Origin of the sequence: Marinobacter sp. F3R08, from assembly GCF_018860425.1 — a bacterium.
Taxonomy (GTDB): Bacteria; Pseudomonadota; Gammaproteobacteria; order Pseudomonadales; family Oleiphilaceae; genus Marinobacter.
The window spans coordinates 686309-709511 of record NZ_JAHKPI010000014.1 but is presented as its reverse complement, the minus strand read 5'-3'; the positions used below and the strand labels follow the sequence as shown (position 1 = coordinate 709511).

The 23203-nt window shown below is 58.3% G+C and carries 21 protein-coding genes and 1 riboswitch; of the genes, 9 read left to right on the top strand and 12 right to left on the bottom strand.

Going from position 1 to position 23203, the window contains the following annotated elements; translation table 11 throughout:
• Nucleotides 1-8: 8 nt before the first annotated feature.
• Nucleotides 9-1367: a type III glutamate--ammonia ligase gene (gene glnT / locus KO499_RS06290; protein ID WP_215982843.1), complete on the bottom strand. Its 1359-nt coding sequence runs from the start codon at nt 1365-1367 to the stop codon at nt 9-11.
• 161 nt (nt 1368-1528) lie between these two features.
• Between glnT and KO499_RS06285 the strand changes: the two genes are divergently transcribed.
• From KO499_RS06285 to KO499_RS06275, 3 genes are all read left to right on the top strand, one after another.
• A complete protein-coding gene (locus KO499_RS06285) occupies nt 1529-2557 on the top strand; it encodes an alpha/beta fold hydrolase (RefSeq protein WP_215982842.1) in 1029 nt (342 codons plus the stop codon).
• A gap of 193 nt (nt 2558-2750) precedes the next feature.
• A riboswitch (guanidine-I (ykkC/yxkD leader) is annotated at nt 2751-2864 on the top strand.
• 66 nt (nt 2865-2930) lie between these two features.
• On the top strand, nt 2931-3746 hold the full coding sequence (locus KO499_RS06280; RefSeq protein WP_215982841.1) for an ABC transporter permease: 816 nt from the start codon (nt 2931-2933) through the stop codon (nt 3744-3746).
• Nucleotides 3746-4531, top strand: a complete 786-nt coding sequence (locus KO499_RS06275; RefSeq protein WP_215982840.1) for an ABC transporter ATP-binding protein — start codon at nt 3746-3748, stop codon at nt 4529-4531. The genes KO499_RS06280 and KO499_RS06275 overlap by 1 nt, the downstream gene beginning before the upstream one ends.
• Before the next feature lie 60 nt (nt 4532-4591).
• On the opposite strand, the gene KO499_RS06270 is transcribed toward KO499_RS06275, so the two are convergent.
• From KO499_RS06270 to pedF, 3 genes are all read right to left on the bottom strand, one after another.
• The gene (locus KO499_RS06270; protein ID WP_215982839.1) at nt 4592-6367 is read right to left on the bottom strand and encodes a PQQ-dependent methanol/ethanol family dehydrogenase; all 1776 of its coding nucleotides are present in this window, start codon (nt 6365-6367) and stop codon (nt 4592-4594) included.
• 193 nt (nt 6368-6560) lie between these two features.
• A complete protein-coding gene (locus KO499_RS06265; protein ID WP_215982838.1) occupies nt 6561-7517 on the bottom strand; it encodes a substrate-binding periplasmic protein in 957 nt (318 codons plus the stop codon).
• A gap of 77 nt (nt 7518-7594) precedes the next feature.
• The gene (pedF, locus tag KO499_RS06260; protein ID WP_215982837.1) at nt 7595-8023 is read right to left on the bottom strand and encodes a cytochrome c-550 PedF; all 429 of its coding nucleotides are present in this window, start codon (nt 8021-8023) and stop codon (nt 7595-7597) included.
• 366 nt (nt 8024-8389) lie between these two features.
• On the opposite strand from pedF, the gene KO499_RS06255 reads away from it, so the two are divergent.
• Nucleotides 8390-10243 (top strand): methanol/ethanol family PQQ-dependent dehydrogenase, encoded by a 1854-nt coding sequence (locus KO499_RS06255; protein ID WP_215982836.1) that lies wholly within the window; start codon nt 8390-8392, stop codon nt 10241-10243.
• Nucleotides 10244-10311: 68 nt separating this feature from the next.
• Complete coding sequence (locus KO499_RS06250) at nt 10312-10965, top strand: pentapeptide repeat-containing protein (protein WP_215982835.1); 654 nt, start codon at nt 10312-10314, stop codon at nt 10963-10965.
• 13 nt (nt 10966-10978) lie between these two features.
• On the opposite strand, the gene KO499_RS06245 is transcribed toward KO499_RS06250, so the two are convergent.
• Both KO499_RS06245 and KO499_RS06240 read right to left on the bottom strand, forming a co-directional pair.
• Nucleotides 10979-11635 carry a response regulator gene (locus KO499_RS06245; protein WP_215982834.1) on the bottom strand — a complete coding sequence of 219 codons (657 nt, stop codon included), beginning with the start codon at nt 11633-11635 and terminating at the stop codon, nt 10979-10981.
• Entirely contained in the window at nt 11632-12864 is a 1233-nt protein-coding gene (locus KO499_RS06240; RefSeq protein WP_215982833.1) for a histidine kinase, read from the bottom strand. Before KO499_RS06240 ends, KO499_RS06245 begins: the two co-directional genes overlap by 4 nt.
• 163 nt (nt 12865-13027) lie before the next feature.
• On the opposite strand from KO499_RS06240, the gene KO499_RS06235 reads away from it, so the two are divergent.
• The 4 genes from KO499_RS06235 to KO499_RS06220 are packed head-to-tail and all read left to right on the top strand — an operon-like array spanning nt 13028 to nt 16741.
• Nucleotides 13028-14200: an ABC transporter substrate-binding protein gene (locus KO499_RS06235; protein WP_215982832.1), complete on the top strand. Its 1173-nt coding sequence runs from the start codon at nt 13028-13030 to the stop codon at nt 14198-14200.
• Nucleotides 14201-14242: 42 nt separating this feature from the next.
• Nucleotides 14243-15217: a YVTN family beta-propeller repeat protein gene (locus KO499_RS06230; protein WP_215982831.1), complete on the top strand. Its 975-nt coding sequence runs from the start codon at nt 14243-14245 to the stop codon at nt 15215-15217.
• Nucleotides 15214-15936 (top strand): ABC transporter ATP-binding protein, encoded by a 723-nt coding sequence (locus KO499_RS06225; protein ID WP_215982830.1) that lies wholly within the window; start codon nt 15214-15216, stop codon nt 15934-15936. The genes KO499_RS06230 and KO499_RS06225 overlap by 4 nt, the downstream gene beginning before the upstream one ends.
• Nucleotide 15937: 1 nt before the next feature.
• A complete protein-coding gene (locus KO499_RS06220) occupies nt 15938-16741 on the top strand; it encodes an ABC transporter permease (protein WP_215982829.1) in 804 nt (267 codons plus the stop codon).
• Between the two features lie 33 nt (nt 16742-16774).
• Here KO499_RS06220 and KO499_RS06215 read toward each other — a convergent pair whose 3' ends face one another.
• The 6 genes from KO499_RS06215 to KO499_RS06190 all read right to left on the bottom strand — a co-directional run bounded on the left by KO499_RS06215 (nt 16775) and on the right by KO499_RS06190 (nt 23151).
• A complete protein-coding gene (locus KO499_RS06215; RefSeq protein WP_215982828.1) occupies nt 16775-18022 on the bottom strand; it encodes a hypothetical protein in 1248 nt (415 codons plus the stop codon).
• The gene (locus tag KO499_RS06210; RefSeq protein ID WP_323133324.1) at nt 18019-19173 is read right to left on the bottom strand and encodes an MbnH family di-heme enzyme; all 1155 of its coding nucleotides are present in this window, start codon (nt 19171-19173) and stop codon (nt 18019-18021) included. The genes KO499_RS06215 and KO499_RS06210 overlap by 4 nt, the downstream gene beginning before the upstream one ends.
• Nucleotides 19174-19223: 50 nt before the next feature.
• A complete protein-coding gene (locus KO499_RS06205) occupies nt 19224-20222 on the bottom strand; it encodes an MbnP family copper-binding protein (protein ID WP_215982826.1) in 999 nt (332 codons plus the stop codon).
• Nucleotides 20223-20350: 128 nt separating this feature from the next.
• Complete coding sequence (locus KO499_RS06200; RefSeq protein WP_215982825.1) at nt 20351-21124, bottom strand: metal ABC transporter permease; 774 nt, start codon at nt 21122-21124, stop codon at nt 20351-20353.
• A complete protein-coding gene (locus tag KO499_RS06195; RefSeq protein WP_215982824.1) occupies nt 21111-22031 on the bottom strand; it encodes a metal ABC transporter substrate-binding protein in 921 nt (306 codons plus the stop codon). The genes KO499_RS06200 and KO499_RS06195 overlap by 14 nt, the downstream gene beginning before the upstream one ends.
• 1 nt (nt 22032) lies before the next feature.
• The gene (locus KO499_RS06190) at nt 22033-23151 is read right to left on the bottom strand and encodes a hypothetical protein (RefSeq protein ID WP_215982823.1); all 1119 of its coding nucleotides are present in this window, start codon (nt 23149-23151) and stop codon (nt 22033-22035) included.
• Nucleotides 23152-23203: the final 52 nt, after the last annotated feature.

Genomic DNA, 23203 nt, shown 5'->3' with positions numbered 1-23203 from the left:
CCAGGCTATCAGAACATTTTCAGATAACGGTCAACCTCCCAGGATGACACGTGGTTCTGGTAGCTCTCCCATTCGCCTTTCTTGTACTCAATGAAGCTGTTGAACATGGCTTCACCGAAGACCTCTTTCGCCAAAGGATCGGCCTCGAACGCCTCAACCGCCTCACCCAGGTGACGGGGCAGGTATTCAATACCCTGTTCGGCGATGTCTGCGTCGCTGTAGTTGTACATGTTTTCATGGTGGGGTGCGCCAGCATCCAGGCCTTCACGAATCCCCTCCAGGCCGGCTGCCAGGATCAGGGCACTGCCGAGGTAGGGGTTGCAGGCAATGTCTGCTGCACGACATTCAATTCGGCCACCCATGCCGGGGATCCGGATCATGTTGGTGCGGTTGTTGGAGCCGTAACACATGAACACCGGCGCCCAGGTAGAGCCGGACATGCTGCCCTGACGCACAAGACGCTTGTAACTGTTTACCGTCGGAGCAATCACCGCACTGATGGCGGCGCCGTGCTTCAATACGCCGGCAATAAAGTGGTAGGCGATCTTGCTGATGCCACAGTTGTGCTGGTCATCGCCTTTCGGCTCGAACAGATTCTCGCCGGTTTTGATGTCTGCCAGAGACATATTGTAGTGCGCGCCGCTACCGGTGCGGTCGGCAAACGGCTTGGGCATGAAGCTGGCAAAGGCCCCGTGTTTGCGGGCGATCTCGTTGGCCATCATGCGGAAGAATACCAGCCGGTCCGCCATGGTCAGGCCATCGGCGTATTTGAAGTCGGTTTCGAACTGGCCATTGGCGTCTTCGTGGTCGAAAGAATACACATCCCACCCCAGTTCGTTCATCGCGTCGACCAACTCTTCAATGATAGGCAGGTTGTCCATCAGTGTGCGCGGGTCGTAGCAGGGCTTGCCCAGATCATCCCGATCACTCAGGGGGGCGAAACCGCCATCTTCGGTATCACGGAACAGAAAGAACTCGGTTTCAATACCCAGATTGAAGCGGTAACCCATATCCGCAGCCGCGCTGAGCTGGCGACGGAAAATATTGCGTGAACAGGCTTCGAACGGTTCGCCATTGAGGTACAGGTTGCCCGGAAACCAGGCCAGCTTCCGATTCCAGGGACAAATCGCCAGCGCGTCCGCATCCGGCATCGAGGCAACTTCATTATCAGCGATGTCCTGGGGCACACCATCAAGGGCCGCGCCTGTGTATAGCTCGGAGCCCTCCATCATCTGCCCGAGGTGGGCAACGGGCACGAATTTCCCTTTGGTAACACCGTGAATATCGACGTAGCTGGCAATCGCGTATTTGACGCCGGCATCCGTGAGCTTTTCTTTCAAGGCCTGAGTATTGGTCAGTTCAGTCATCGTTTTCCTCTCTTCAGTCCGGACATTCGGACCGTCGGTTTATGTTCTGGCACGTTTCTTCCTTTGCTTTAACCATTCAACTTACATGCCAGCATGTATGTAAAGGCAAAAATACATAGTGCAAAAAGATACCGAAGCAAGAAAATGACGGAGAGAAAATCATGAAATTACAATGGACTGAGGCCGATTTCGAGGCTGGGGACCTGGCACTCTCCAACGGTGACACACTGCACTCAGCACGCTTGCACTACCATCAGATCGGCACGCTGAATGCACCAAAAGATAACCTGATTCTGCTACCCACGTACTATGGTGGTGCAGCCGCAGGCAATCACCCCTGGGTGGGTAGCAACAGTCCCCTGGATCCGAACAGGTACTGCATCGTGATCCCGTCGCTGCTGGGAGCCGGGGAGTCCTCCTCGCCATCGAACACCAGCGGAGAACAGCACGGCCCCGGCTTTCCTGAAATCAGACTCTACGACAACGTCATGATTCAGAAACGTCTGGTGGATGAAGTGTTCGGGGGCGCCAGCCTGGCCCTGGTAATGGGATGGTCCATGGGCGGCATGCAGGCACTGCAGTGGGGCTGCCTGTTTCCGGATAAGGTCCGCTCCGTGCTGGCCACCTGCTGTACCGCACGCTGCTACCCGCATAACCGGGTATTTCTGGAGGGCGTGAAAGCCGCCCTGACCTGTGATCAGGCGTTCCGGGGCGGTCACTATGACGCGCCTCCCGAACACGGTCTTCGCGCATTTGGCCGGGTGTACGCCGGCTGGGCCTATTCCCAGGCATTCTTCCGCCATGAGCGTTGGCGGGACCTTGGTTTCGACTCGATCAAGTCTCTGCTGGCGTTCTGGGAGGACGATCACCTGGGCCAGGACGCCAACAACCTGCTCACCGTGCTGAACACCTGGCAGCGGGGAGACATCAGCGACAATCCGGTATTCCGGGGCGATTACGAGGCAGCCCTGGACGCGATAACCATGCCCACGCGGATCATGCCCGGCAGCACGGACCTTTACTTTACCGAAGAGGACGCAGCCGGGGATGCCGACGGCATGCCCGGAGCCATCCTGGAGCCACTACCCTCCGAGTGGGGACACATTGCCGGAGGCGCTGGCCGGGAGCGCAACAGCCACGACCGGATTCTGGCGGCCGCCGGCTCCCTGCTTAACCAGAGAGATCAATAATGGTGCACCCAAACCCATAGCGCACCTTTATGGAGCGCCGGCGTGCCCGAAATTTCGCCTGTCTCTCCCGTTTTCACGTGTTTTAAGGATCTGGCACGTCATCTGCACTATTTCGGGCAGACGGCATTCAAAAGCCCGATCCGTTCACGGCACTGTTTAGAAACTCGCAGACTGAACGGCGAACACGAAAGACAAAATGGGTGACTAGGGTTCCGGTCCGGGCAGGTACGCATCAACCACCCGGATGGCTGGTCCGAGAGTTACCGACCTCTGGGAGGTTACACGGCGGGACAAAAGCCCGGGAGACTGAATCGCAAGGGATGCTGTTGCCCGCGATAACTTTGCCGTGTTGTGTGACCAGAGGAGACACTTTATGCGACTGATCAATCGCCACCCCGGGCGGGTTTCAGCCACCCTGCTGGGGCTTCTTCCCTTCCTGTTGATCATGCTGATATACAGCCTGGCCTCCCAGGAGCGCCTCGCCGATAATCCCAATGACAAACTTCTTCCCGGCCTTGAACAGATGACCGCCGCCGTAGACCGCATGGCCTTTCAGGAGGATCGCCGCAGCGGCGACTACCTGATGTGGCAGGACACCACCGCCAGCCTGGCACGCCTGGGCCTCGGCGTTGGCATCGCGGCCTTGCTGGCCCTGGTGGTAGGCATCCTCAACGGGGTGCTACCGCTGGTGAGATCCAACCTCGCTCCGCTGGTGTCCGCAGCGTCTATGGTGCCCCCCCTGGCCATACTACCCATCCTCTTTATCGTATTTGGTCTCGGTGAACTCTCCAAGGTCATGCTGATTGTGATCGGTACGGCGCCGATCATGATGCGGGATGTGGCACAGCGGGTCCGTGAGCTTCCCGGCGAACAGCTGATCAAGATTCAGACCCTGGGAGCCAGCTCCTGGCAGGTAATCACCCGCATGGCACTGCCCCAGGTCCTGCCGCGCCTGATCGATGCTGTCCGCCTGAGTCTCGGCCCGGCCTGGCTCTTTCTGATTGCCGCTGAAGCCATTGCCTCCACCGAAGGTCTTGGTTACCGGATCTTCCTCGTACGGCGCTATCTGGCCATGGATGTCATCCTGCCCTACGTGATCTGGATTACCATTCTCGCCATTGTTATTGACCAATGCCTGCGGTTGGCCAACCGCAGGCTGTTCCCCTGGTACAACGCAGGAGGCCACTGATGAGCTTCATTACCGTCAACAATCTGTGGAAGGAATATGGAGATCAGGTGGTTCTGGAGAACCTGAACCTGAACGTAAAGCAGGGCGAATTCTGCACCCTGGTTGGCGCCTCTGGCTGCGGCAAATCCACCTTCCTGAAGATGCTGCTGGGCCAGGAAACCCAGACCCGGGGCGAGCTGTTGCTGGAAGGCAAGGCCTTCCCCGGTGAACCGGACCGCAACCGGGGCATCGTGTTCCAGCGTTACTCGGTATTTCCGCATCTGACCGTGCGTCAGAACGTGCTGATGGGTCTGGAGCTGGAGCAGAAGCCCTGGCTGGGCAAGCTGTTCGGCAGCGCCCGCAGGGAAGCACTGGAGAAAGTGGATGCCATGCTGGAATCCGTGGGATTGACCCCGTCTGCCAACAAGTGGCCCCACGAACTCTCCGGCGGCATGCAGCAGCGCCTAGCCATTGCCCAGTCCCTGATCATGCGGCCCCGGGTACTCTTGCTGGACGAGCCCTTCGGAGCACTGGATCCGGGTATCCGTGGCGACATGCATGATCTGCTGCTGAAACTCTGGCAGGAAACCGGCACCACCATCTTTATGGTCACGCACGATCTCAAAGAAGGTTTCTATCTGGGCACTCGATTGCTGGTATTCGACAAGGTGCGTAACGATCCTCACAACCCTCAGGCATTCGGCGCCACCATCACCTATGATCTGCCAATCGGCCAGACCGATCGCAAACTGTTCGAGGACATCAACGAGTCCGTCAACGAAACGGCCAGGAATCAGGCAGCCTGATCGTGCAACCCGCACAATAAAAAGGTCGCCCGAAGGCGACCTTTTTTGTTCCAGTCCGGATCAGTTGCTGGCAACCCGATCCTTGGGCAGTCTGAACGTCCAGACCATGCCGCCCTGATTGAAGTTCTTCACGACCTTGGCCACTTCGCCACCCCAGAGCGGAACCGCGCCGCCCCAGCCGGATGAGACAGAGACGTACTGCTCACCATCCATGGTCCAGGTGACCGGAGTACCTACCACACCGGAACCGGTGTTGAAGCGGTAAAGCTCTTCGCCGGTTTTGGCGTCAAAAGCCTTGAGGAAGCCTTCCGGCGTGCCGGTGAACACCAGATTGCCAGCTGTGGTCATAACGCCACCCCACAAGGGAGCGGGGTTTTCATAGCGCCAGACTTCTTTGCCAGTCTTTGGATCCATGGCCCGCAGCACGCCGATATACTCATCGTTGGCTGGCTTGATCGTAAAGCCTGCGCCGAGGAAAGCCGCACCCTTCTTGTAGGAGACTGGCTCGTTCCAGATATCCATCGACCATTCATTGGATGGTACATAGAACAGACCTGTGTCCTGGCTGTACGCCATCGGCATCCAGTTCTTGCCGCCCAGGAACGCAGGTTGGGCCAGAACCGTTTCGCCTTTGCCACCTTCCATGTCAGCCGGATTGCCTGGCCGTCCGCCATCGGCGTAAATCGGTCGACCGGTTTTCGGATCCAGACCTTCGGCCCAGGTAATCTTGTCCACAAACGGGAAGCCCCGGATGAAGTCGCCGTTCTCACGGTTCAGAACGTAGAAAAACCCGTTACGGTCTGCGGTTGCCGCAGCTTTAACGGTCTTGCCGTTTTCCTCGTAGTCAAAGGAAATCAGTTCGTTGACACCATCATAATCCCAGCCATCGTTGGGAGTGGTCTGGAAGTGCCACTTGATGCTGCCATCGTCCGGATCAATGGCCAGACGAGATGACGAGAACAGGTTGTCTCCGGGGCGCAGGTGTGAATTCCAGGGCGCCGGGTTACCGGTACCAAAGAACAGGGAGTTGGTGTCCGGATCGTAGGTTCCGCCCAGCCAGGTCGCGGCCCCGCCGTTCTTCCACATTTCCCCGGGCCAGGTAACGCCAGCCTTGCCACCGGAAATGCCATTTTCGATCTTCTTGCCATCCTTGTAGACATAGCCCATGTGGCCTTCGACCGTCGGACGGGTCCACACCAGATCCCCGGTGTTGGCGTCATAGGCTTCCACCTTGCCAACAATACCGAATTCACCACCGGAAACGCCGGTGATCACCTTGCCTTTCACAACCAAGGGCGCAGCGGTGATGGCGTATCCGGCCTGATAATCTGCAACCTTCTTGATCCACATCGGCTTGCCGGTGTCTTTGTTCAGGGCAACCAGCTTGGCATCCAGGGTACCGAAGATGACTTTGTCGCCGTATATGGCGGCGCCACGGTTGACCACGTCACAGCATGGCATGATGCCATCGGGCAAACGAGCATCGTACTGCCAGATTTCTTCACCGGTTCTGGCGTTAATCGCATAGATCCGGGAGTAGGACGCGGTCACATACATGACCCCATCCTTGACCAGCGGCTGGGATTCCTGACCGCGCATTTTCTCGCTGCCGAAAGAGAACGCCCAGGCGGGTTGCAGGTGCTGGACGTTGCTGGTGTTCAGGTCTTCCAGAATGCTGTAGCGCTGCCCCTGGGTACCCATGCCATAGCTGACAATGTCTTCCGGGGTCTTGTGGTCGTTGATGATGTCTTCGTCGGTTACCGCATGGGCTCCGTAGGAAACAGCCATGGCCAGGGCGCTGGCCGCAATGCGAATCCCGAACTTGTTGGTTCTCATGGTTGCGCTCTCCAAGTCTCTTGTTGTCAGTTCTCTTGCGTTCGAGTCAGGGCGAACCGGGAACTTTTCCCGCCTCTGATACGATTCTTCGCTTTGTAGAAAAAACCAACAATTACCCCCCGGAACAGGTTTTCTCATCACTTGGTAGTACGACCACCCCGAATCGTCGACTCCGGGCGCATCACAAGCACTGTCAGAGCTCCCCTTCGGCCCTGGCGATCGCCTGTTCATCCAGAAAATCCCGGTAGTAGCCCGGCACGCTGTACCGAAGTGTCTGACTGGCCATCAACTCGCTCATCTGCCCGGTTTTTACAAGCCTGTCGACGATGGCTTCAAGGGCATAACCGAGTTGTCGGTGGGTATGTTTGATCGCCATGCCGACATCCCAGACCTGCTTACCAATACCCGGAAAGCCATTGCCGGCGGCCTTGAAGCCGTCGTTCCCGGGCATGGCCAGCTCATGATCAATCTCTGAGCGCATGCCCATGACAGCACTGACCTCGCCCGCACGCATTGCCTCGAATGCATCGGCCACATTGGTATAGTGCCTCACCTGCTCGCGCATGCGCCCGCCGAACGCGGACGTCAGATAAAAATCAGGAAGGGTATCGATCTCGACGCCAATACGGTTGTATTGAAAGACCGCGACGGTGTCGACGGAATCAAGCTGTTCGGGGTCATAGGCAACCTGCCAGGTTTCCTGCTGATAGGGTCCGAACAGGACAACCTGCTCGTTGATGTACTCACCGGTCGAATCCTGCATATAGGCGTAAGTCTTGTCGTAGGGTACCCGCAGCATGACATCCGCGAGCCGCTGCTTGGCCAGATAGTGCCCTTTCCAGACGTTATTCCGCAGATCGTCTCCGAGGTTTTCATCCGGGATGATCCAGTGCACTTTGAATTCAAGGCCCATTTCCTCGGCAATCCGGCGGCCCAGCTCAATGTCGATTCCTCTGGGCTCACCATCAACCTGGTAGGAATACGGTGGAAAATTCTCATAAACGCCGACTTTCAGGTAACCGGAATCCAGAATGATGTCGTAGGTGCGCTCCGCAGGTCGGTTGAGGAGTTCGTTTCCGTCGTTAACCTCCTGAGCCAGGACAACCTGGGCGAACAGCAACAGAGCAAGAATTCGAGACAGTATTTTCATTATTTTCTCCCAACGACGAAGGGCCGGCACTAGGCCGGCCCGAATTCAGGCGCTTTTTCTGACTGTGGCCGTGTTCATTACTCCGGCTTGGGCAGAGATTCCACATAGGTGCGGATCGCCCACATGGCGTTCTGGTCCATACTCTTTTTCCAGGAAGGCATGCCACGATCGGTACCGTTCATGACCCGGCCGATATAGTACTCGTCGTCCCACTCGGTCAATTCGCGAAGGTCCGGCGTCAGACCACCGGACATCGCCCGGATTCCATGGCAGGCGGCACAGTTACCGGCATAGGCACTCTCGCCAATTTTGGCCGCCTGGGCGTTGAACTCACCAAATTCGTTGCCGTCGCGAAACGGATTCTCGACGCGGACATCATCGCCCAGCTCCGGCAGATTGCCCGTGTCCACTTCCTGTGGTGTGACATTGCCGTGCGCCATTGCGAAGCCGGCCAGACCAAACATGGCCGCAGCCACGATTGTTTTGAGTGAAAAGGACATTGCCATTGGTCTTACCTCTGTTATTGGATTCCCCGTGATTGGCGATTGGATTTATCAGTTGCCAACTTGCTGACTCCCAGTCTAGGAAGCGCCCGGCACAATCCGAATGCCACTTTGGGGGATTTGGCTTAGTTCCTTGGTAGTAGACGCTGAGAGCGAAGGCGAAAGCACGAGATGCCAGCCAGCCCCGTCAAAACCCACCACTTTTCATGAAGAAGCACTGACTTCGGGAACTTTTCCCGGCTTTTATTGCGGTTTTCCCGGTTCCGGGATGGGTTATTCCGTCGCCACAGCCAACCACCCGGGCCAATACTCGAGGCGTCGATGCCATGAGCAGGACGATGGTTACAACAAAAACCAAGGGGAAACACTATGAACATCGAAACACGCAAACGCCCGCTGCTCCGCGGGATTGGTCTGGCCCTGGCGCTGGGTTCAGCGGCCGGCCTCGCCAGCCAGGTGATTGCCAAAGAGGTTACCTGGGAGGACATCGCCAACGATGCCGAAACACCGGAAAACGTACTGGGCTACGGCATTGGCCCGAAGGCACAACGATACAGCCCCATGACCACCATCAATCGGGATAACGTAGAACGCCTGGTGCCGGCGTGGTCATTCTCGTTCGGCGATGAAAAGCAGCGTGGACAGGAGTCCCAGGCACTGGTGCATGACGGCGTAATCTATGTCACCGGGTCCTACTCACGCCTTTGGGCCCTGGACGCCAAAAGCGGCGAGAGGCTGTGGGAATACAATCATCGTCTGCCTGAGGGCATTCGCCCCTGCTGTGACGTGGTCAACCGGGGGGCTGCCATTTTCGGAGACAAGGTTTTCTTCGGCACCCTGGATGCCGGCATCGTTGCCCTGAACAAGGACACCGGCAAAGTGGTCTGGCGGGAGAAATTCGCTGATCACGAGGCCGGCTACACCATGACCGGCGCGCCAACCCTCGTAAAGGATCAGAAGACCGGCAAGGTCCTGCTGATTCACGGTTCCTCCGGTGATGAGTTCGGTGTTGTCGGCAAGCTGTTTGCCAGGGATCCCGATACCGGTGAAGAAGTCTGGATGCGCCCGTTCGTTGAAGGCCACTATGGCCGGCTCAACGGTGAAAAGAGCACCCCGACAGGCGATCCTCGCGCGCCCAGCTGGCCCGATGACCCCAACACCGAGACCGGCAAGGTGGAAGCCTGGAGTCACGGCGGCGGCGCACCCTGGCAAAGCGCCAGCTTTGATGCACAAACCAACACTATCATTATCGGCGCCGGCAACCCGGCTCCCTGGAATACCTGGAAACGCACCTCCCCCGGTGGCGATCCCGCCGACTATGACAATCTGTATACCTCCGGCCAGGTGGGCGTAGATCCTACGACCGGTGAGGTGAAGTGGTTCTATCAGCATACCCCGAACGACGCCTGGGACTTCTCCGGCAACAATGAGCTGGTGCTGTTTGAATACGACGAAGACGGCGAAACCGTCAAGGCAACCGCCCATGCCGACCGCAACGGCTTCTTCTACGTGGTTGACCGTGAGACGGGCGAATTCAAGAAAGGCTTCCCGTTTGTCGACAACATCACCTGGGCCGAGCGCATTGGCGATGATGGCCGTCCTGTGGAAAGAAAAGGTCAGCGCCCGCCACCTGTCGCCGAAGGTGAAACCCGTGGCGAGGCCGTGGAAGTATCTCCCCCCTTCCTCGGTGGCAAAAACTGGAACCCCATGGCGTACAGCCAGGACACTGGCCTGTTCTATGTTCCCGCCAACCACTGGAAAGAGGATTACTGGACCGAAGAAGTCACCTATAAGAAAGGGGCTGCCTATCTGGGCCAGGGTTTCCGGATCAAGCGCATGTATGACGACCACGTAGGTATCCTGCGCGCCATGAATCCGCTCACCGGCGACATCGAGTGGGAGCACAAGGAACGGTTACCACTCTGGGCCGGCGTGCTGACAACCAAGGGCGGCCTGGTATTCACCGGCACCGGTGACGGCTTCCTGAAAGCGTTCGATGCGGAAACCGGGGAAGAACTCTGGAAGTTCCAGACCGGCTCCGGAATCATCTCCTCTCCGATCACCTGGGAGATGGACGGCGAGCAGTACATCGGCGTTGCCTCCGGCTACGGTGGTGCGGTTCCACTCTGGGGCGGCGACATGGCCGAACTCACCAAGCCTGTATCCCAGGGCGGGTCATTCTGGGTCTTCAAGATGCCTTCCTGGGCACAGGCCTCCCGCTAACTGTCCTCCGGCCGGGGCCTGGCAATTTGCCAGGCCCCTTTTTTCGCCCAAGACTCAGGAGTGAAATCATGAGACCTGTTATTACCGCCTCGCTTTTGTTCGTCATAACACCGGCACTGGCCGGCGATTACATGGCGAATCTGGATCAAGCCCCTGTCATCAACGGTTGCAAGCTGGAACGGGAAGCCAGTTGCGCCGGCGCCGACCTCCAGGGAGCAGATCTGTCGAATATGGATCTTCGCTCCGCCAATTTTCGCGGCGCCAACCTGTCTGGCGCCAAACTGAGCCATACCAGCCTGCGAGGTGCCAACCTTGATGGCGCGAACCTCGACAATGTCACTGGATACCGCGTTCAGCTCTACCGGGCCAGCATGCGGGGAGCGTCGGTTAAGAGTGCCCAGTTGCAGGGAATGCAGGGCGAATATCTGTTCGCACAGGGAGCGGACTTTACGGGGTCTGATCTGTCCGGAGCCAATTTCGACTTCTCCCGGTTCTCGGGAGCAACGCTGAAAAATACCAATCTGCCCTACAGCAGCTTCGAGATTTCCTGGCTGCCGAAGGCAGATCTGGAAGGTGCCAACATGAAGGGCGCCAACCTTCAGGAAGCCAAGCTGGGACTGGCCAACCTGGCTTATGCGGACCTGACCGGAACGCGAATCCACTACGCCACATTCGAGGGCACCTACATGGAAGGCTGCACCGCGTGCCCATTTGACTGGTGAACCCCGGGCGGGCTCAGACCCGCCTTGCTTCTTCCAGTTGGCCATAACGAATCAGGCCTGCATCCACCGCCAGATGAATGAGCTCAACCGACGAAGAGACCTGCAGTTTGCCTTTGAGGCCAGCCAGGTGATTGGAAACTGTCTTGCTACTGACGCACAACCGCTCAGCGATTCCGCCAACACTTTCACCCCGGGCATACATCAGCAACACCTCCATTTCCCGCTGGGTCATGTCCTTCAATCGGTGATCCACAGGTCGCTCCTGGTTCATCGCCAACCGGGTAGCAATCGGATGTTCAATGTAGGGCTGACCGGAAGCTACCCGCTTCACCGCTTCGGCCAGTTCCTCCGGTGCACAGCTCTTGGAAACAAAGCCCAGCCCTCCAACGCCCAGGGCCTGCCTTACCATCGGCAGTTCATCATGCATGGTAAAAAACAGGATGGCCGCTCCACGCCAGCGCTGGCGCAGCCGACGCCCCACTTCCAGCCCGGAAATATCGGGCAGCCCCATATCCAGCAGCACCACGTCTGGTTTCAGCTCGCCATACCGGGCAACCGCGTCCTGGCCGTTGTCAACTTCGGTAATGGCCACCGCGGGTAACATCGAGCGCAAGAGATTGGCAATCCCCTGACGGACTACCTGGTGGTCATCCACAATCATCAGTTTCACAAGGCACCTCCTGGATTTGGATAGAGACGGGCAAGGGGCACGGCCAGCCGAACTCGGGTTCCCTCACCCATTCGGCTCAGAAACTTCACCTCGCCGCCGAGGCATTTGGCCCGCTCACACATGGAGCGCACGCCCAGGCCCGCATTGTCGGGTAGCTGATCATTGCCAACACCGTCATCGCGCACCTCAATGCTCAGCTCGTTGTTGTTGCGAGCTACCGCCAGCATGGCGCAGGACGCATTGGCATGACGGGATACATTGTTCAGGGCTTCCTGAAGAAACCGATAAAGGTGGGTCTGCTGCTCTCCGGTGAAGTCGGGCAAGCGGTCGTCCATGGCCAGGCGACATTCCAGCCCGCTGAGTTGCTGCCATTGTTCGGTCAGATGGCGGATCGCACTACCAAGGCCCAACTGCTCCATTACCAACGGATGCAGGTCCTGTAACAGGTGCCGGAAGTGTTTCTGGACGGTCTCACAGTGCTCCGCCAGATCCCTGGCCTGCTGTTTCTGTCGGTCACTGAGGTCCGGATCGTAGAGCAGACTGCGGGCCTGGGCACGAATGCCGGTCAGGTACTGGCCAAGATCATCGTGCAGCACCCGGGCAATGTGTTCCCGCTCCCGGTCCTGCAATTGCAGCAGTTCATTGAGCAGGCGGCTGACGGTCTGTTGTTCCGACTCAAGCGCACCTGCCATGGCATTGAACCGGCACACCAGGGAGTCCAGTTCCTGCTCTCCCTGACGCGGCAGCCGGGAGGTCAACTGGCCTGATGATACCGCGCCCATGGCCTCAGACAGACTGGTGAGGGTGCGCATACCTCGCTGGACCATCAAGAACAGCGCGAGGAAGCAAACACACATGCCGATCGCATAGGCCCCGGAAATCAGAAGAAAACCTTCCCAGATTTCCTCAACCTCGTCGGCGGGATCAACCTGCCAGCCGTTCACCACTGGGCGCGAGGATTCTCCGGCAACCAGCGCAAAAAACCAGGCCGGCACCTCGCCAGAGGAATCGGCTCCGGCGTCACCCGCCGGAGTCAGATGACGCATGCTGCCGACCACGGTTTCCGGAAGACTGACAGGGCTTTGCAGGCTGAGCGCCAGACCGGCAACACCGTCGAGTTCCCGCTGGACATCATGACGGGACTGCTGCGTGTAGAGCAGCGCGCCAAACAGATAGATGACAAGGAAAACCGCCAGCATCAAGAGGGAAATCTTCCGGTATACGGTCATTATTTTTATCCATTGCATGTAAGCCGTCTGTCTACCTCCATGCTACGGCCCCCAGTTTTCACAGGAATAGTTCTTTAGTACCGCCACTTTCCTACTTTCTGAATATTTCCGGGAGTTTTTCCCTTCTCTAAGCTGGTATCACAACAAAAAACCGGAGAATTCCATGTCTTTGCTATCCCGGACAGTGGCTGTAACCCTGATCACCGTAGCTGGCACAGCACCTCTCCAGGCCGACTCTCTGGACGTGCGCATTGGCTACCTGCAGTGGATTCCTGATCAGGGCCCGGTGCTCTCCAACGTCATTCCCGAGCCGGAGGACGCCGGTCTGAGAGGCGCAGAACTGGCCATTGGCGATAACAGCACCACGGGCAAATTCCTGGGTCAGAGCTATTCGCTGCAGAGCGAGGTGGCGGAATCCGAGGAAGCCGCTATTGCTGCTTTTGACGCCATGCGCAGTAGCGGGATCGAGCTGTTCGTGGTCAACGCTCCGTCCGGAACACTGGCGGCCATCACGGAAAACGCCGGCGAGAGCACCCTGATTTTCAATGCGGGCGCCAAAGACGACGCCCTGCGCACAGGTCAGTGCCACGTCAATCTTCTGCACACCCTGCCCAGTTATTCCATGCTCACCGATGCCCTGGGACAGTGGCTGAACCAGCGGCGCTGGAACGAGGTTTTCCTGATCACCGGGCCCACCGAAGCCGACAAGGGCTGGGCCGATGCCTTCCGCCGTTCTGCCAAGCGGTTCGGGCTGGAAATCGTTGAGGACAAACCCTGGACCTTTGATGCCGACCTGCGTCGCACTGCCTCCAAAGAGCTTCCCCTGTTTACTCAGGCCAGCGATTACGACGCCGTGGTTGTCGCCGATGTGCGTGGGGATTTTGGCGAATACGTGCCGTTCAACACCTGGCTACCCCGGCCTGTGGTAGGCACCCAGGGCATGTCACCAGTCACCTGGCACCGGGTGGTGGAAAGCTGGGGCGCCGCCCAGCTGCAGAACCGTTTCCGTGATCTGGCCGGGCGGGATATGAACAGTGAAGACTACGCAGCCTGGGCGGCCATTCGGGCAATAGGCACGGCGGTGACCGATCTGAACTCTGACAGCCCCGCTGACATCCGGAACTTCCTGTTCAGCGACAAATTTCAGCTGGCCGCCTTCAAGGGCCGGAAACTCACTTTCCGGAACTGGAACGGACAACTCAGGCAACCCATCCCGCTGATTCACCCCAGAGGTCTGGTGGCGCGAGCCCCGTTCGAGGGTTTCCTGCATCCCAATACCGAAATGGACACCCTGGGCTATGACCGGCCTGAAAGTGAGTGTCGGATCAACGGCTGAACGAGTTAGCCCTATCAATCAGAACAAAAAAGGAGCCACACCATGAAGACATTGCTCAAGCAGTCCGCCCTGGCGGCCATGATCGGCCTGTCGACACCAGCCCTGGCCAGCGTAGCCTACGTGTCCAACGAGAAGGACAACACTCTGTCGGTGATTGATACCGAGACCCGGGAGGTTATTGAAACCATCGATGTCGGCCAGCGGCCTCGGGGCATCCTGCTTTCGAAGGACTTCACCAAGCTGTACATCTGCGCCAGTGATGACGACACCGTGCAGGTACTGGATCTGGCCACCCGCAAGATCATTGACACCCTGCCCTCCGGTGAGGATCCGGAGCAGTTCTCCCTGCACCCCAACAACAGGCACCTGTACATCGCCAATGAAGACGATGCCATCGTGACCGTGGTGGATGTGGAGACCAAAGACGTACTTGCCCAGATCGATGTCGGCATCGAGCCCGAGGGTATGGCGGTCAGCCCGGATGGCAAGTGGGCAGTGAATACCTCCGAAACCACCAGTATGCTGCACTGGATCAATACCGAGACCTTCGAAATCGAGAAGAACATCGTTATCGGTCAGCGCCCACGCCATGTGGAGTTCAGCAAGGACAGCAAGATCGCCTGGGCGTCTGCGGAAATCGGAGGCACGGTGCATATCATCGATGTGGATAATCTGGAGCAGGTCCACGAAATGACCTTCAAGGTACCCGGCGTGAACCAGGACAGGGTTCAGCCTGTGGGTATCGAGCTGACCTCAGACGGCAACTATGCTTTCGTGGCACTCGGCCCTTCCAACCATGTCGCGGTGGTGGATGCCAGAACCTATGAAGTGCTGGATTATCTGCTGGTGGGTGCCCGGGTCTGGCAACTGGACCTGGACAAGGACGAGAAACACCTCTATACCACCAATGGCGTGTCTGGCGATGTGTCCGTGATCGATGTGGAGGCTATGAAAGTGATCAAATCCATCAAGGTGGGCCGCTACCCTTGGGGTGTGGTGATCGATCCGACTTCATGACCATTGAAGCACGCAGTCTGGGCTTCCGCTACGGCGACAAGCCGATACTCCGGGAGGTCAGTTTCACACTGACCCCTGGCCGCTTCCATGCCCTGCTTGGCCCCAACGGGGCCGGCAAGTCCACCCTGTTCGGCCTGCTTACGCGCCTGCTGGCACTCCAGCAGGGAGACATCCTGATGGCCGGACAATCCCTGAAAAAACAGCCGGCCGATGCCATGCGCCAGATCGGCGTGGTGTTCCAGCAGAACGCGCTGGATCTGGATCTGACCGTGCGCCAGAACCTGCAATATCACGCCGCCCTGCACGGACTGTCCCGCAAGGAGGCACGAAAACGAGGCGACCGGGAGCTGGAGCGTTTCCATTTGCTGGAACGCGCCAATGATGTGGTCCGCCAACTCAATGGCGGCCACCGCCGGCGAGTGGAAATCGCCCGCGCCCTGCTCCATGAACCGACCCTGCTTTTACTGGATGAACCAACGGTTGGCCTTGATGTCGCCAGCCGCAAGGCTCTCAATGATCATGTGCGGACTCTCTGTGAACACGACCGCCTGACCGTGCTCTGGGCCACCCACCTGATTGAGGAAGTTCGCGAAGACGATCAGGTGCTGATCCTGCATCAGGGCCAGTTGCTGGCCAACGGCGCCGGCCACGCCATCTGCGAGGCCGAAGGCACCCGGGATCTGGCTGAAACCTTCCATTCCCTGACCGGAGCCGGCTGAAATGAAAGCCTCTCACTACTGGCACTGTTTTGTAGGTATCCAGACCCGGGAATGGCTGCGATTCTGGCAGCAGCGTACCCGCTTCGCCAGTGCCCTGGTCCGGCCTTTGCTATGGCTGGTGGTCTTTGCCGCAGGCTTCCGCGCGGTGCTCGGCATTTCCATCATTCCGCCCTATGAAACCTACATCACCTACGAGACCTACATTGCCCCCGGCCTCTGCGGCATGATCATTCTGTTCAACAGTATGCAGGGTGCCCTGTCCATGGTGTATGACCGGGAACTGGGCAGTATGCGGGTGCTGCTGATGAGCCCCCTGCCCCGACCATTCCTGCTGGTTACCAAACTGCTGGCCATGGGCGTGGTGTCCATCGGACAGGTTTACGTGTTCCTGGTGCTTGCGTTGCTGGTAGACGTGGAGCCACCACTGTGGGGCTACCTGGCGGTGCTGCCCGCCCTGATTCTCACCAGCCTGATGCTGGGCGCCCTGGGATTGCTGATTGCCACCTGGATCAAGCAACTGGAGAACTTTGCCGGGGTGATGAACTTTGTCATCTTTCCGATGTTCTTCATGTCCTCGGCACTGTATCCGCTCTGGCGCATGAACGAAGCCAGCCCATGGCTGTACTGGGTCTGCCAGTTCAACCCTTTTACCCATGCAGTGGAAGCGATCCGGTTCTCGCTGTACCTGGAGTGGAATCCCGTGGCTTACGGGATTACTGCGGGAGTGACTGTCGCCCTGGCTCTAATGGCAACGGCTGGATTCCGCCCCCAGCGAACCCGGATACTCGGCGGTAAACCGGCCTGACGGCCAATGAGCCTGGCATTCATGGCTATCACCTCAATGCTGGTGCCCACTATCGCCACCCTGTGGCCATAACTGGCCTTGCCAGACGACTCCGACCGCAAACCGGAGCTCGTCACGACTCAGGGTTTCATCCTGTATCACTTCTGCCCGCAACGCGAGGTCCGGCCGCCATTGATAGCGCCACATGGCGGTATATCGCATGGGATCAACCTCATCCGGGTTGAGCAGTCCTGAATCCTCCGCAAGAACCGGCGCAGCGGACCCGGTGATACGATTATCGGTCGTCAGCAACTCACCACGCAGGCCGAACGTATGCCGACGCCATGTGATGGAGGGCTGCACCCAGAAACCCTGCTGATCGGCATCCAGCTGGGCCTGCCGACCGACGGCGTCATGAACAATGCCGTCCATCGCAAGCTGCATCCACTCACCCTCCAGGCCCAGGGACCAATCCTGAGAAAGCCGGTATTCAAGGTTGGCGTGCAGTCCGTAAATATCCACATCACCGGTAAAGCGGGTGTCGGCAAAGGCTTCTGCCGTTTCCCCTGGCGGTGCAACCGGCGTATGGGTGTGCCCTCCCCCATAACGGTGATCCGCCCGGGCACTCGCGGATGCCTGATAGTACCATCCGCCCAATGTAGTCCTGACGTTATCCGAGCCCCACTCGTGCCTTGCGAACACGTCCCAGGCACCGTCACCATCAGAGTTCGCCGGAAACGCCTGGCCACGCCAGTACTCTACGCCGGCTGACCACCCTGCCGTTTCGTGCCACCACAGGCGAGCACCTTCATCGTGAAAATCCCGACCAAAGAACACGTCGTCCACCAGAGGAGATTCGGTGGCAAGGCGGTCTCCGGCGTGTGCAGAGAGTGATGGCGAAAACGCCGCACTCATTCGGCCCGCCTCAAACACCCAGGGGTTATCCTGGCCGCAACACTCGAAACCCACATAGGCATGCTGGACTTCCACACTGTCACCATGATCCTCACCGCCACCATGGGAGCCAATCTCGACAACAGCAAAGGTACGTTCGCTGATTCTCGCCCCCAGTCCCAGAGAGACTTCGTCAACGACGACTCCCTCCTCGTAAGGCCATGCGTGCCCCCCCATCAGGGTACCGGGGATTTGCCAGTATTGGTTCTGACCCACAAGATCGTCGGAGCGCCAGGTCGCGACGGCACTGGCATTCAATTCAACAGGGCCATCACCGGGAATATAGTGACCAAACGTCGGCGTGGAGAAAATCAGGCCGGACAGTGTGAACATTGCGAATCGTGTCATGGTGTTTCCTGAGAGGTACCGGGCCAGGGATTACTGAAACGGGGGTTGGTTACAAAGCTCTCGTCAGTGAGAGACTCAAGGAACTCGACAACCTCGTCGATTTCTTCCTCGCTGATGGCGAACGAGGTGATGAAGCCATCTTTATAAGGGTTCATTCGTCCATCGCCAGGGGTCGCCCCGCCGGTGAGAAGTCGCCCGCCGGCGGCATAATTGCGTATCACATCACCCAGCGTTTCCACTGATCCATCATGGTTATAAGGTGCCGTCAGAGCGATGTTGCGCAGGGTTGGCGCACGAAACTGCCCCATGTGATCCGGAACTCCCGTCACTTCATGACGACCGGTGTTAGGCTCCGGATACCCGCCCATTCCATCTATGTTGTAGAGCCCTGTGTTGTGAAACATCAGTTGATTGACCGTGGTCAGACGGTCCACTGTTGCGTCTGAAAAGTTGTAGCCGGCATGACAGTGAAAACACTCCAGTCGTTCACTGTTGAACAGGCGCTCCCCCCGCAGTGCCGCTGGCGACAGCTCGCCCCGGTCAAACGGAGAATCAAACGACACCAGGCCACGCACAAAGGATGCAAGGGCTTTCACCACATTGTCCCAGGCGAGGTCGCCAAACAGAGGGTCGTTCTGTTCAGGGAAGGCCGCCAGGAAAAGCGAGGCATAGGTGGGGTCACCCTGCAAAGCCCGGAGCACCTGCTCGGAATTTGCCTCATTCAGGCCGTGTTCCACCGGATCGTCACCAAACAGAGGCAGGAGAATCTGGCGTTCAATGGAACCGAGACTTGGGTTGCCCCAGGTCACTGTGGCCGCCCAGGCCACGTTCACAAGTGGCTGGCTGTTTCTGGAATGTTGCTCTCCGGTGGCACCGAATGGCCTTGCGACACCGTCACTGAAGGCCTTGTCCTGATGATGGCAACTGGCACAACTGACCGTACCATTCGTGGACAACCGGCTATCGTAGAAAAGGTGACGACCCAGCTGGAACTTTTCTTCGGTCATCGGGTTATCGTCCGGTTCCCGCGGCAGGGGAATGGACTCGGGTAACCCCCAGTCAAAAGACGACACCCTCGCTCCCTGATCATCCACTGTGGTAGAGCTGGATTCCGGGCAGCCGGCCAGCAAAAGCGTGAATGCACCAAGCACGAGCGCGGGCCATACAGGCCCCGCGCAAAACCGTTTACCATGCATAGTGCCTAGCGCTCAACGATCGAGAACACTTGAGCGTTGGGGTTGCCCCCATCGTTTGAGTTCCCGCCCCAGGGCAAAGCCAGACGCTCAAAAATCGCATCACATTCCGGGTCCGTCTGGCCGGACATACAACCAGGCGCCCCGCCGTCATCCTGACCGAGGTTTGACCCTGACACCAACGCCGCGTAATCGATCTGGATAGCCAGTTCCTCAAGAGCAAAAGCACCTACAGGCAGCGTAACCGTTCGACGGTTTTCATCGGCGCAGGTCTCAGGCTCCACACCCTGCTCCAGCTCAGACGCAGATACCTCACAGCCGGTGCTACCCAGATGAATATTCCAGCGCGTATTGCTCCAGGTCGGATCCGAAGCACGAGTGACCCCGCCAATCGGGAACACATCCGCAGCGAGGAACTTATAACCGTTTTGCCAATTCCAGGTCATGCCGGCCGCCTGACCCGGGCTCCGAAGAGGCTCTTCAGCACTGGTCTGACTGGCATGATTAAGTTCGAAGGGCACACCAATCGTAAACTGCACGGACTGGACCGTGACCGATGGATCGAGGGTGACCGAGGCCTGAACCGCATCCTTGAACCCCGGATTTGCCGCTGTCTCGGTGCCCAGTTCACAGACACTTACCAGGGCTCCCGTTTCGTTTATCTCTGCTTTATCCCGAAAATCCAGCAGGGCAACGTCGGCATTCTGCCCGTCCGCATCCGCGTCCAGGGAAACCGGAATCACCTCACCCTGATCGGTAACCAGGGCCAGATCATGAACAAAAACCCGGAAATCACGGAACCTGGCATCCGTACCGGCGGTGCCGAGCCCACTGTAGGTTGTGCCACAAGCTACCGGCTCAGAACCAACAACCGCCTTGAACGGGATGTTCAGCTGCACGTCACTCGTTGATTCCTGACCCGTGTCGGTAGTGGACGAGGACGATCCCCCACAACCCGCAAGAGCCAGAACTCCAGACACCAGTCCCGCTACCCCGAATTTGTTCATCACATTCTCCCTGTCGCCATAAGTTGTTATTTCGGTTTGCAATTATGGTTCAGGCATACGCGACGGGATATGCGACACAGTGTCGCATCAACACAATGACAAGGTGGAAATACACAGAGTTCTTCTGGCTAGTCAGCCGGGATGTCTGACAGAGATCGGGCCTCAAACCCGCGCATGATGATCAACCAGAACAGAGAAATAGCGAGGATCGACACCACGATAGCGGGCCCGACCGGGACATCAAAGGTAACCGAGACAACGATTGCCATCAGTTGCCCCGCAATCGCACAGCAGGCAGCCAGGAAGGGCGCCTTACCCAAAAGCGCGCCCAGGATCAGGGGCGTCATGATCAGCGTTGCAAACACCACATAGATTCCGGCCAACGAGACCGAATAGGTAACTGCTACCGCAAACACCGGCATAAAGGCCGCTCCGGTCATCCATGTGGGGCGCCACCATTGCAATAACCAGATCAGCCCTGTGAGTGTGGCTACCGCCATCACCAGTGACCAACTGGCCCAGAGCAGATCGCCTGAAGCCGCCCGATGGAGCGCCTGGGCGCCATGGGGGTCGCCGCTGACCAGCAACACCGCAAGACTTGCACCGACCACATAGAGAATGCCGATCCACGCCTCTTTGGCCTGGTCCAGCCGTTGCAGGATCAGGTGCACGGCAATCGCCGCCAGCAGCGCGAATATCAGGCTGCTGACCGGTGTACCGGCCAGCGTATGGTTGGGCAGAAAATACAACCCCGCCAGGGTTCCCAGAGCCGCCCATTGGGCAATCGCCAGATCCGCAAAAATGACACCACGGGCAATAACCTGGTACCCCAACGGAACCAGCAGCAGGCAGAGCATGGCGCTGCCCAGTGCTGGCAACAGCAGCCACTCATAAGCTGCCATGAGTGGCTCCGGACCTCACCGACTCAAGCTGGCCGATGATTTCACCGATCAGTCCGCCAAGGGTCTCGGTAGAGGCGTCTCCCGTAACCGTCCCGGGCACCACGATTACCGGCAAACCGGTTTGCTCTGCCAGCCATTCTGCAGGCTGAGGGTCTTGATAGCTGGCAACCAGGATGGCACTTGCATCAGCGAGGCCAGGCTCCGCCAATAGCCCGCTCAGGTGGCTGGCACTGGGTGGCAATCCCGGCTTGGGCTCCAGATCCGCTGCCACATCCACGCCCAGCCAGCGCAACAGATAGAGGTAGTTTGAGTGCTGTACCACTACAGACTGCCCTTCAATTGCCTCAGCCCTGTCCCGCCACTCTGAACGCAGGCGGTTCCAGTCGCCACGCCAGCGAATGTACCGTCCCTGGATCGCTGCCGCAGCTTCCGGATCAACGTCTCCCAGCTGCCTGGCCAGCGCCCGGGCAATCTCCGGCAACTGATCCGGCGACAGATGCACATGGGGATTACCCTCCGGATGAACATCGCCCATGCTGCGATCCACATGGTCATGAGGCGCATGCAGTTGCGCGTGGTCAGCGGCAAAGAACAATCCAGGACGCCCGGACTGTATGTCCGGATTGGAGGCCCTCTCCAGTAACATCGGCAGCCAGCCAGCTTCCAGGGAAGCACCGGTGCAGACCGCAATATCCGCTCTTCGCACCGCTGCAATCAGGCTTGGCCTCGCCTCAATATAATGAGGGTCCTGGAGGTGACTGGTCGCGGTAGTAAGCTGGGCATCGGGCACCAGCTCCTGAACCAACGCGGCCCATTCCGGCTCACAGGCAAACACTTTGAGCTGTGCCTGCACTGGTAGCGCCGTCACCAGCATTAGTGCCGCGGCGAATGCACTTCGGAGTGTCATATCAGTACCCATGGGAGCCGTGGGCACCAAGGGACATGACGTACTGCACCATCACAGTATTGTCAGCATTGCTGAAACCTGTGGCTTCCTGGTGAGTGTACTGCAGTCTTACCGTCGAGAAGTGTGAACGGTACCAGGACAGCGCCACCTCGGTTTCTTCCAGAGTCTGGCTGTGAAAGTGATCGCCATGAGCCTCCAGCAGATCCACTTCGCCGTATCGAAGCCCCGCTGACCATTGGGGAGCAAACTGGTAAACCCCGGACACGTACCAGCCTTCGTTCGTGTCACCGGAGGCGGCAAACTGATTCGGTTCATCCGCATAAAGGTATTCACCGCTCAGGGTCAATTGCTGGTCACGGGTGTTGCCGTTGGGAGACCACTTCCAGACCAGATCAGCGATGTAAAGATCTTCACCGGTATAGGCCGCGCCATGGCTGTGATCGTGATCCTCTTCCTCTTCATGATCATGGGCGCCATCGCCTGTATCAGCGTTTTTCGCATGTCGGTTGCGAAGCCAGGAGAGCCCGAGCTGCCAGCTCTGGGACAGGCTGATATCGCCACCTAACCGGGTATTAACCGTGAAAACGCCGATATCTTCCTCACCTTCACTCAACTGGTCACCGGCAAACGCCTCCGCCCCAACCTGCCAGAAAAAAGGTGTTGGCAACAGCGCATTCAGTCGTGCGCCCGTATCGTAGTAATGACTGCCAAGCAAGGCGCGATACACTGCCGGACGTTCAACGAAATCGTCTTCGTGCAGATGACGTCCATTCAGGTAACCGACCTGCGACAGGAACCGGCCTGCTCTTACATTCAGTGCGAAAGGCAACCCGTTCGTCTGCAGATACGCCTCTTCGATCAGGACCTCGCTCTCACCATCATGCTCCTCGAAGACCGTCGTCAGTCGAGCGGAGAACAGGTCATCGACCGGTGCGGACAGTGACAGCTCCGTGTGCCCCAAACCGAAGCCCTGGTCCCGGTGAGATAAAGCTGTATCATTCTGTTTGTAGTAACCATCCAGGGTAACACTGACATCCGGGTTCAGTTCGTTGGCGCTGACATTCACGGCGGCCATGACTGCTAGCGGCGCCAACCAGAAAGGTAATACTCGGGAATACATAAGAACTCCAGGAAATAGCAACCGGAATAACAGGGCGAATGTCGCCCCGTTA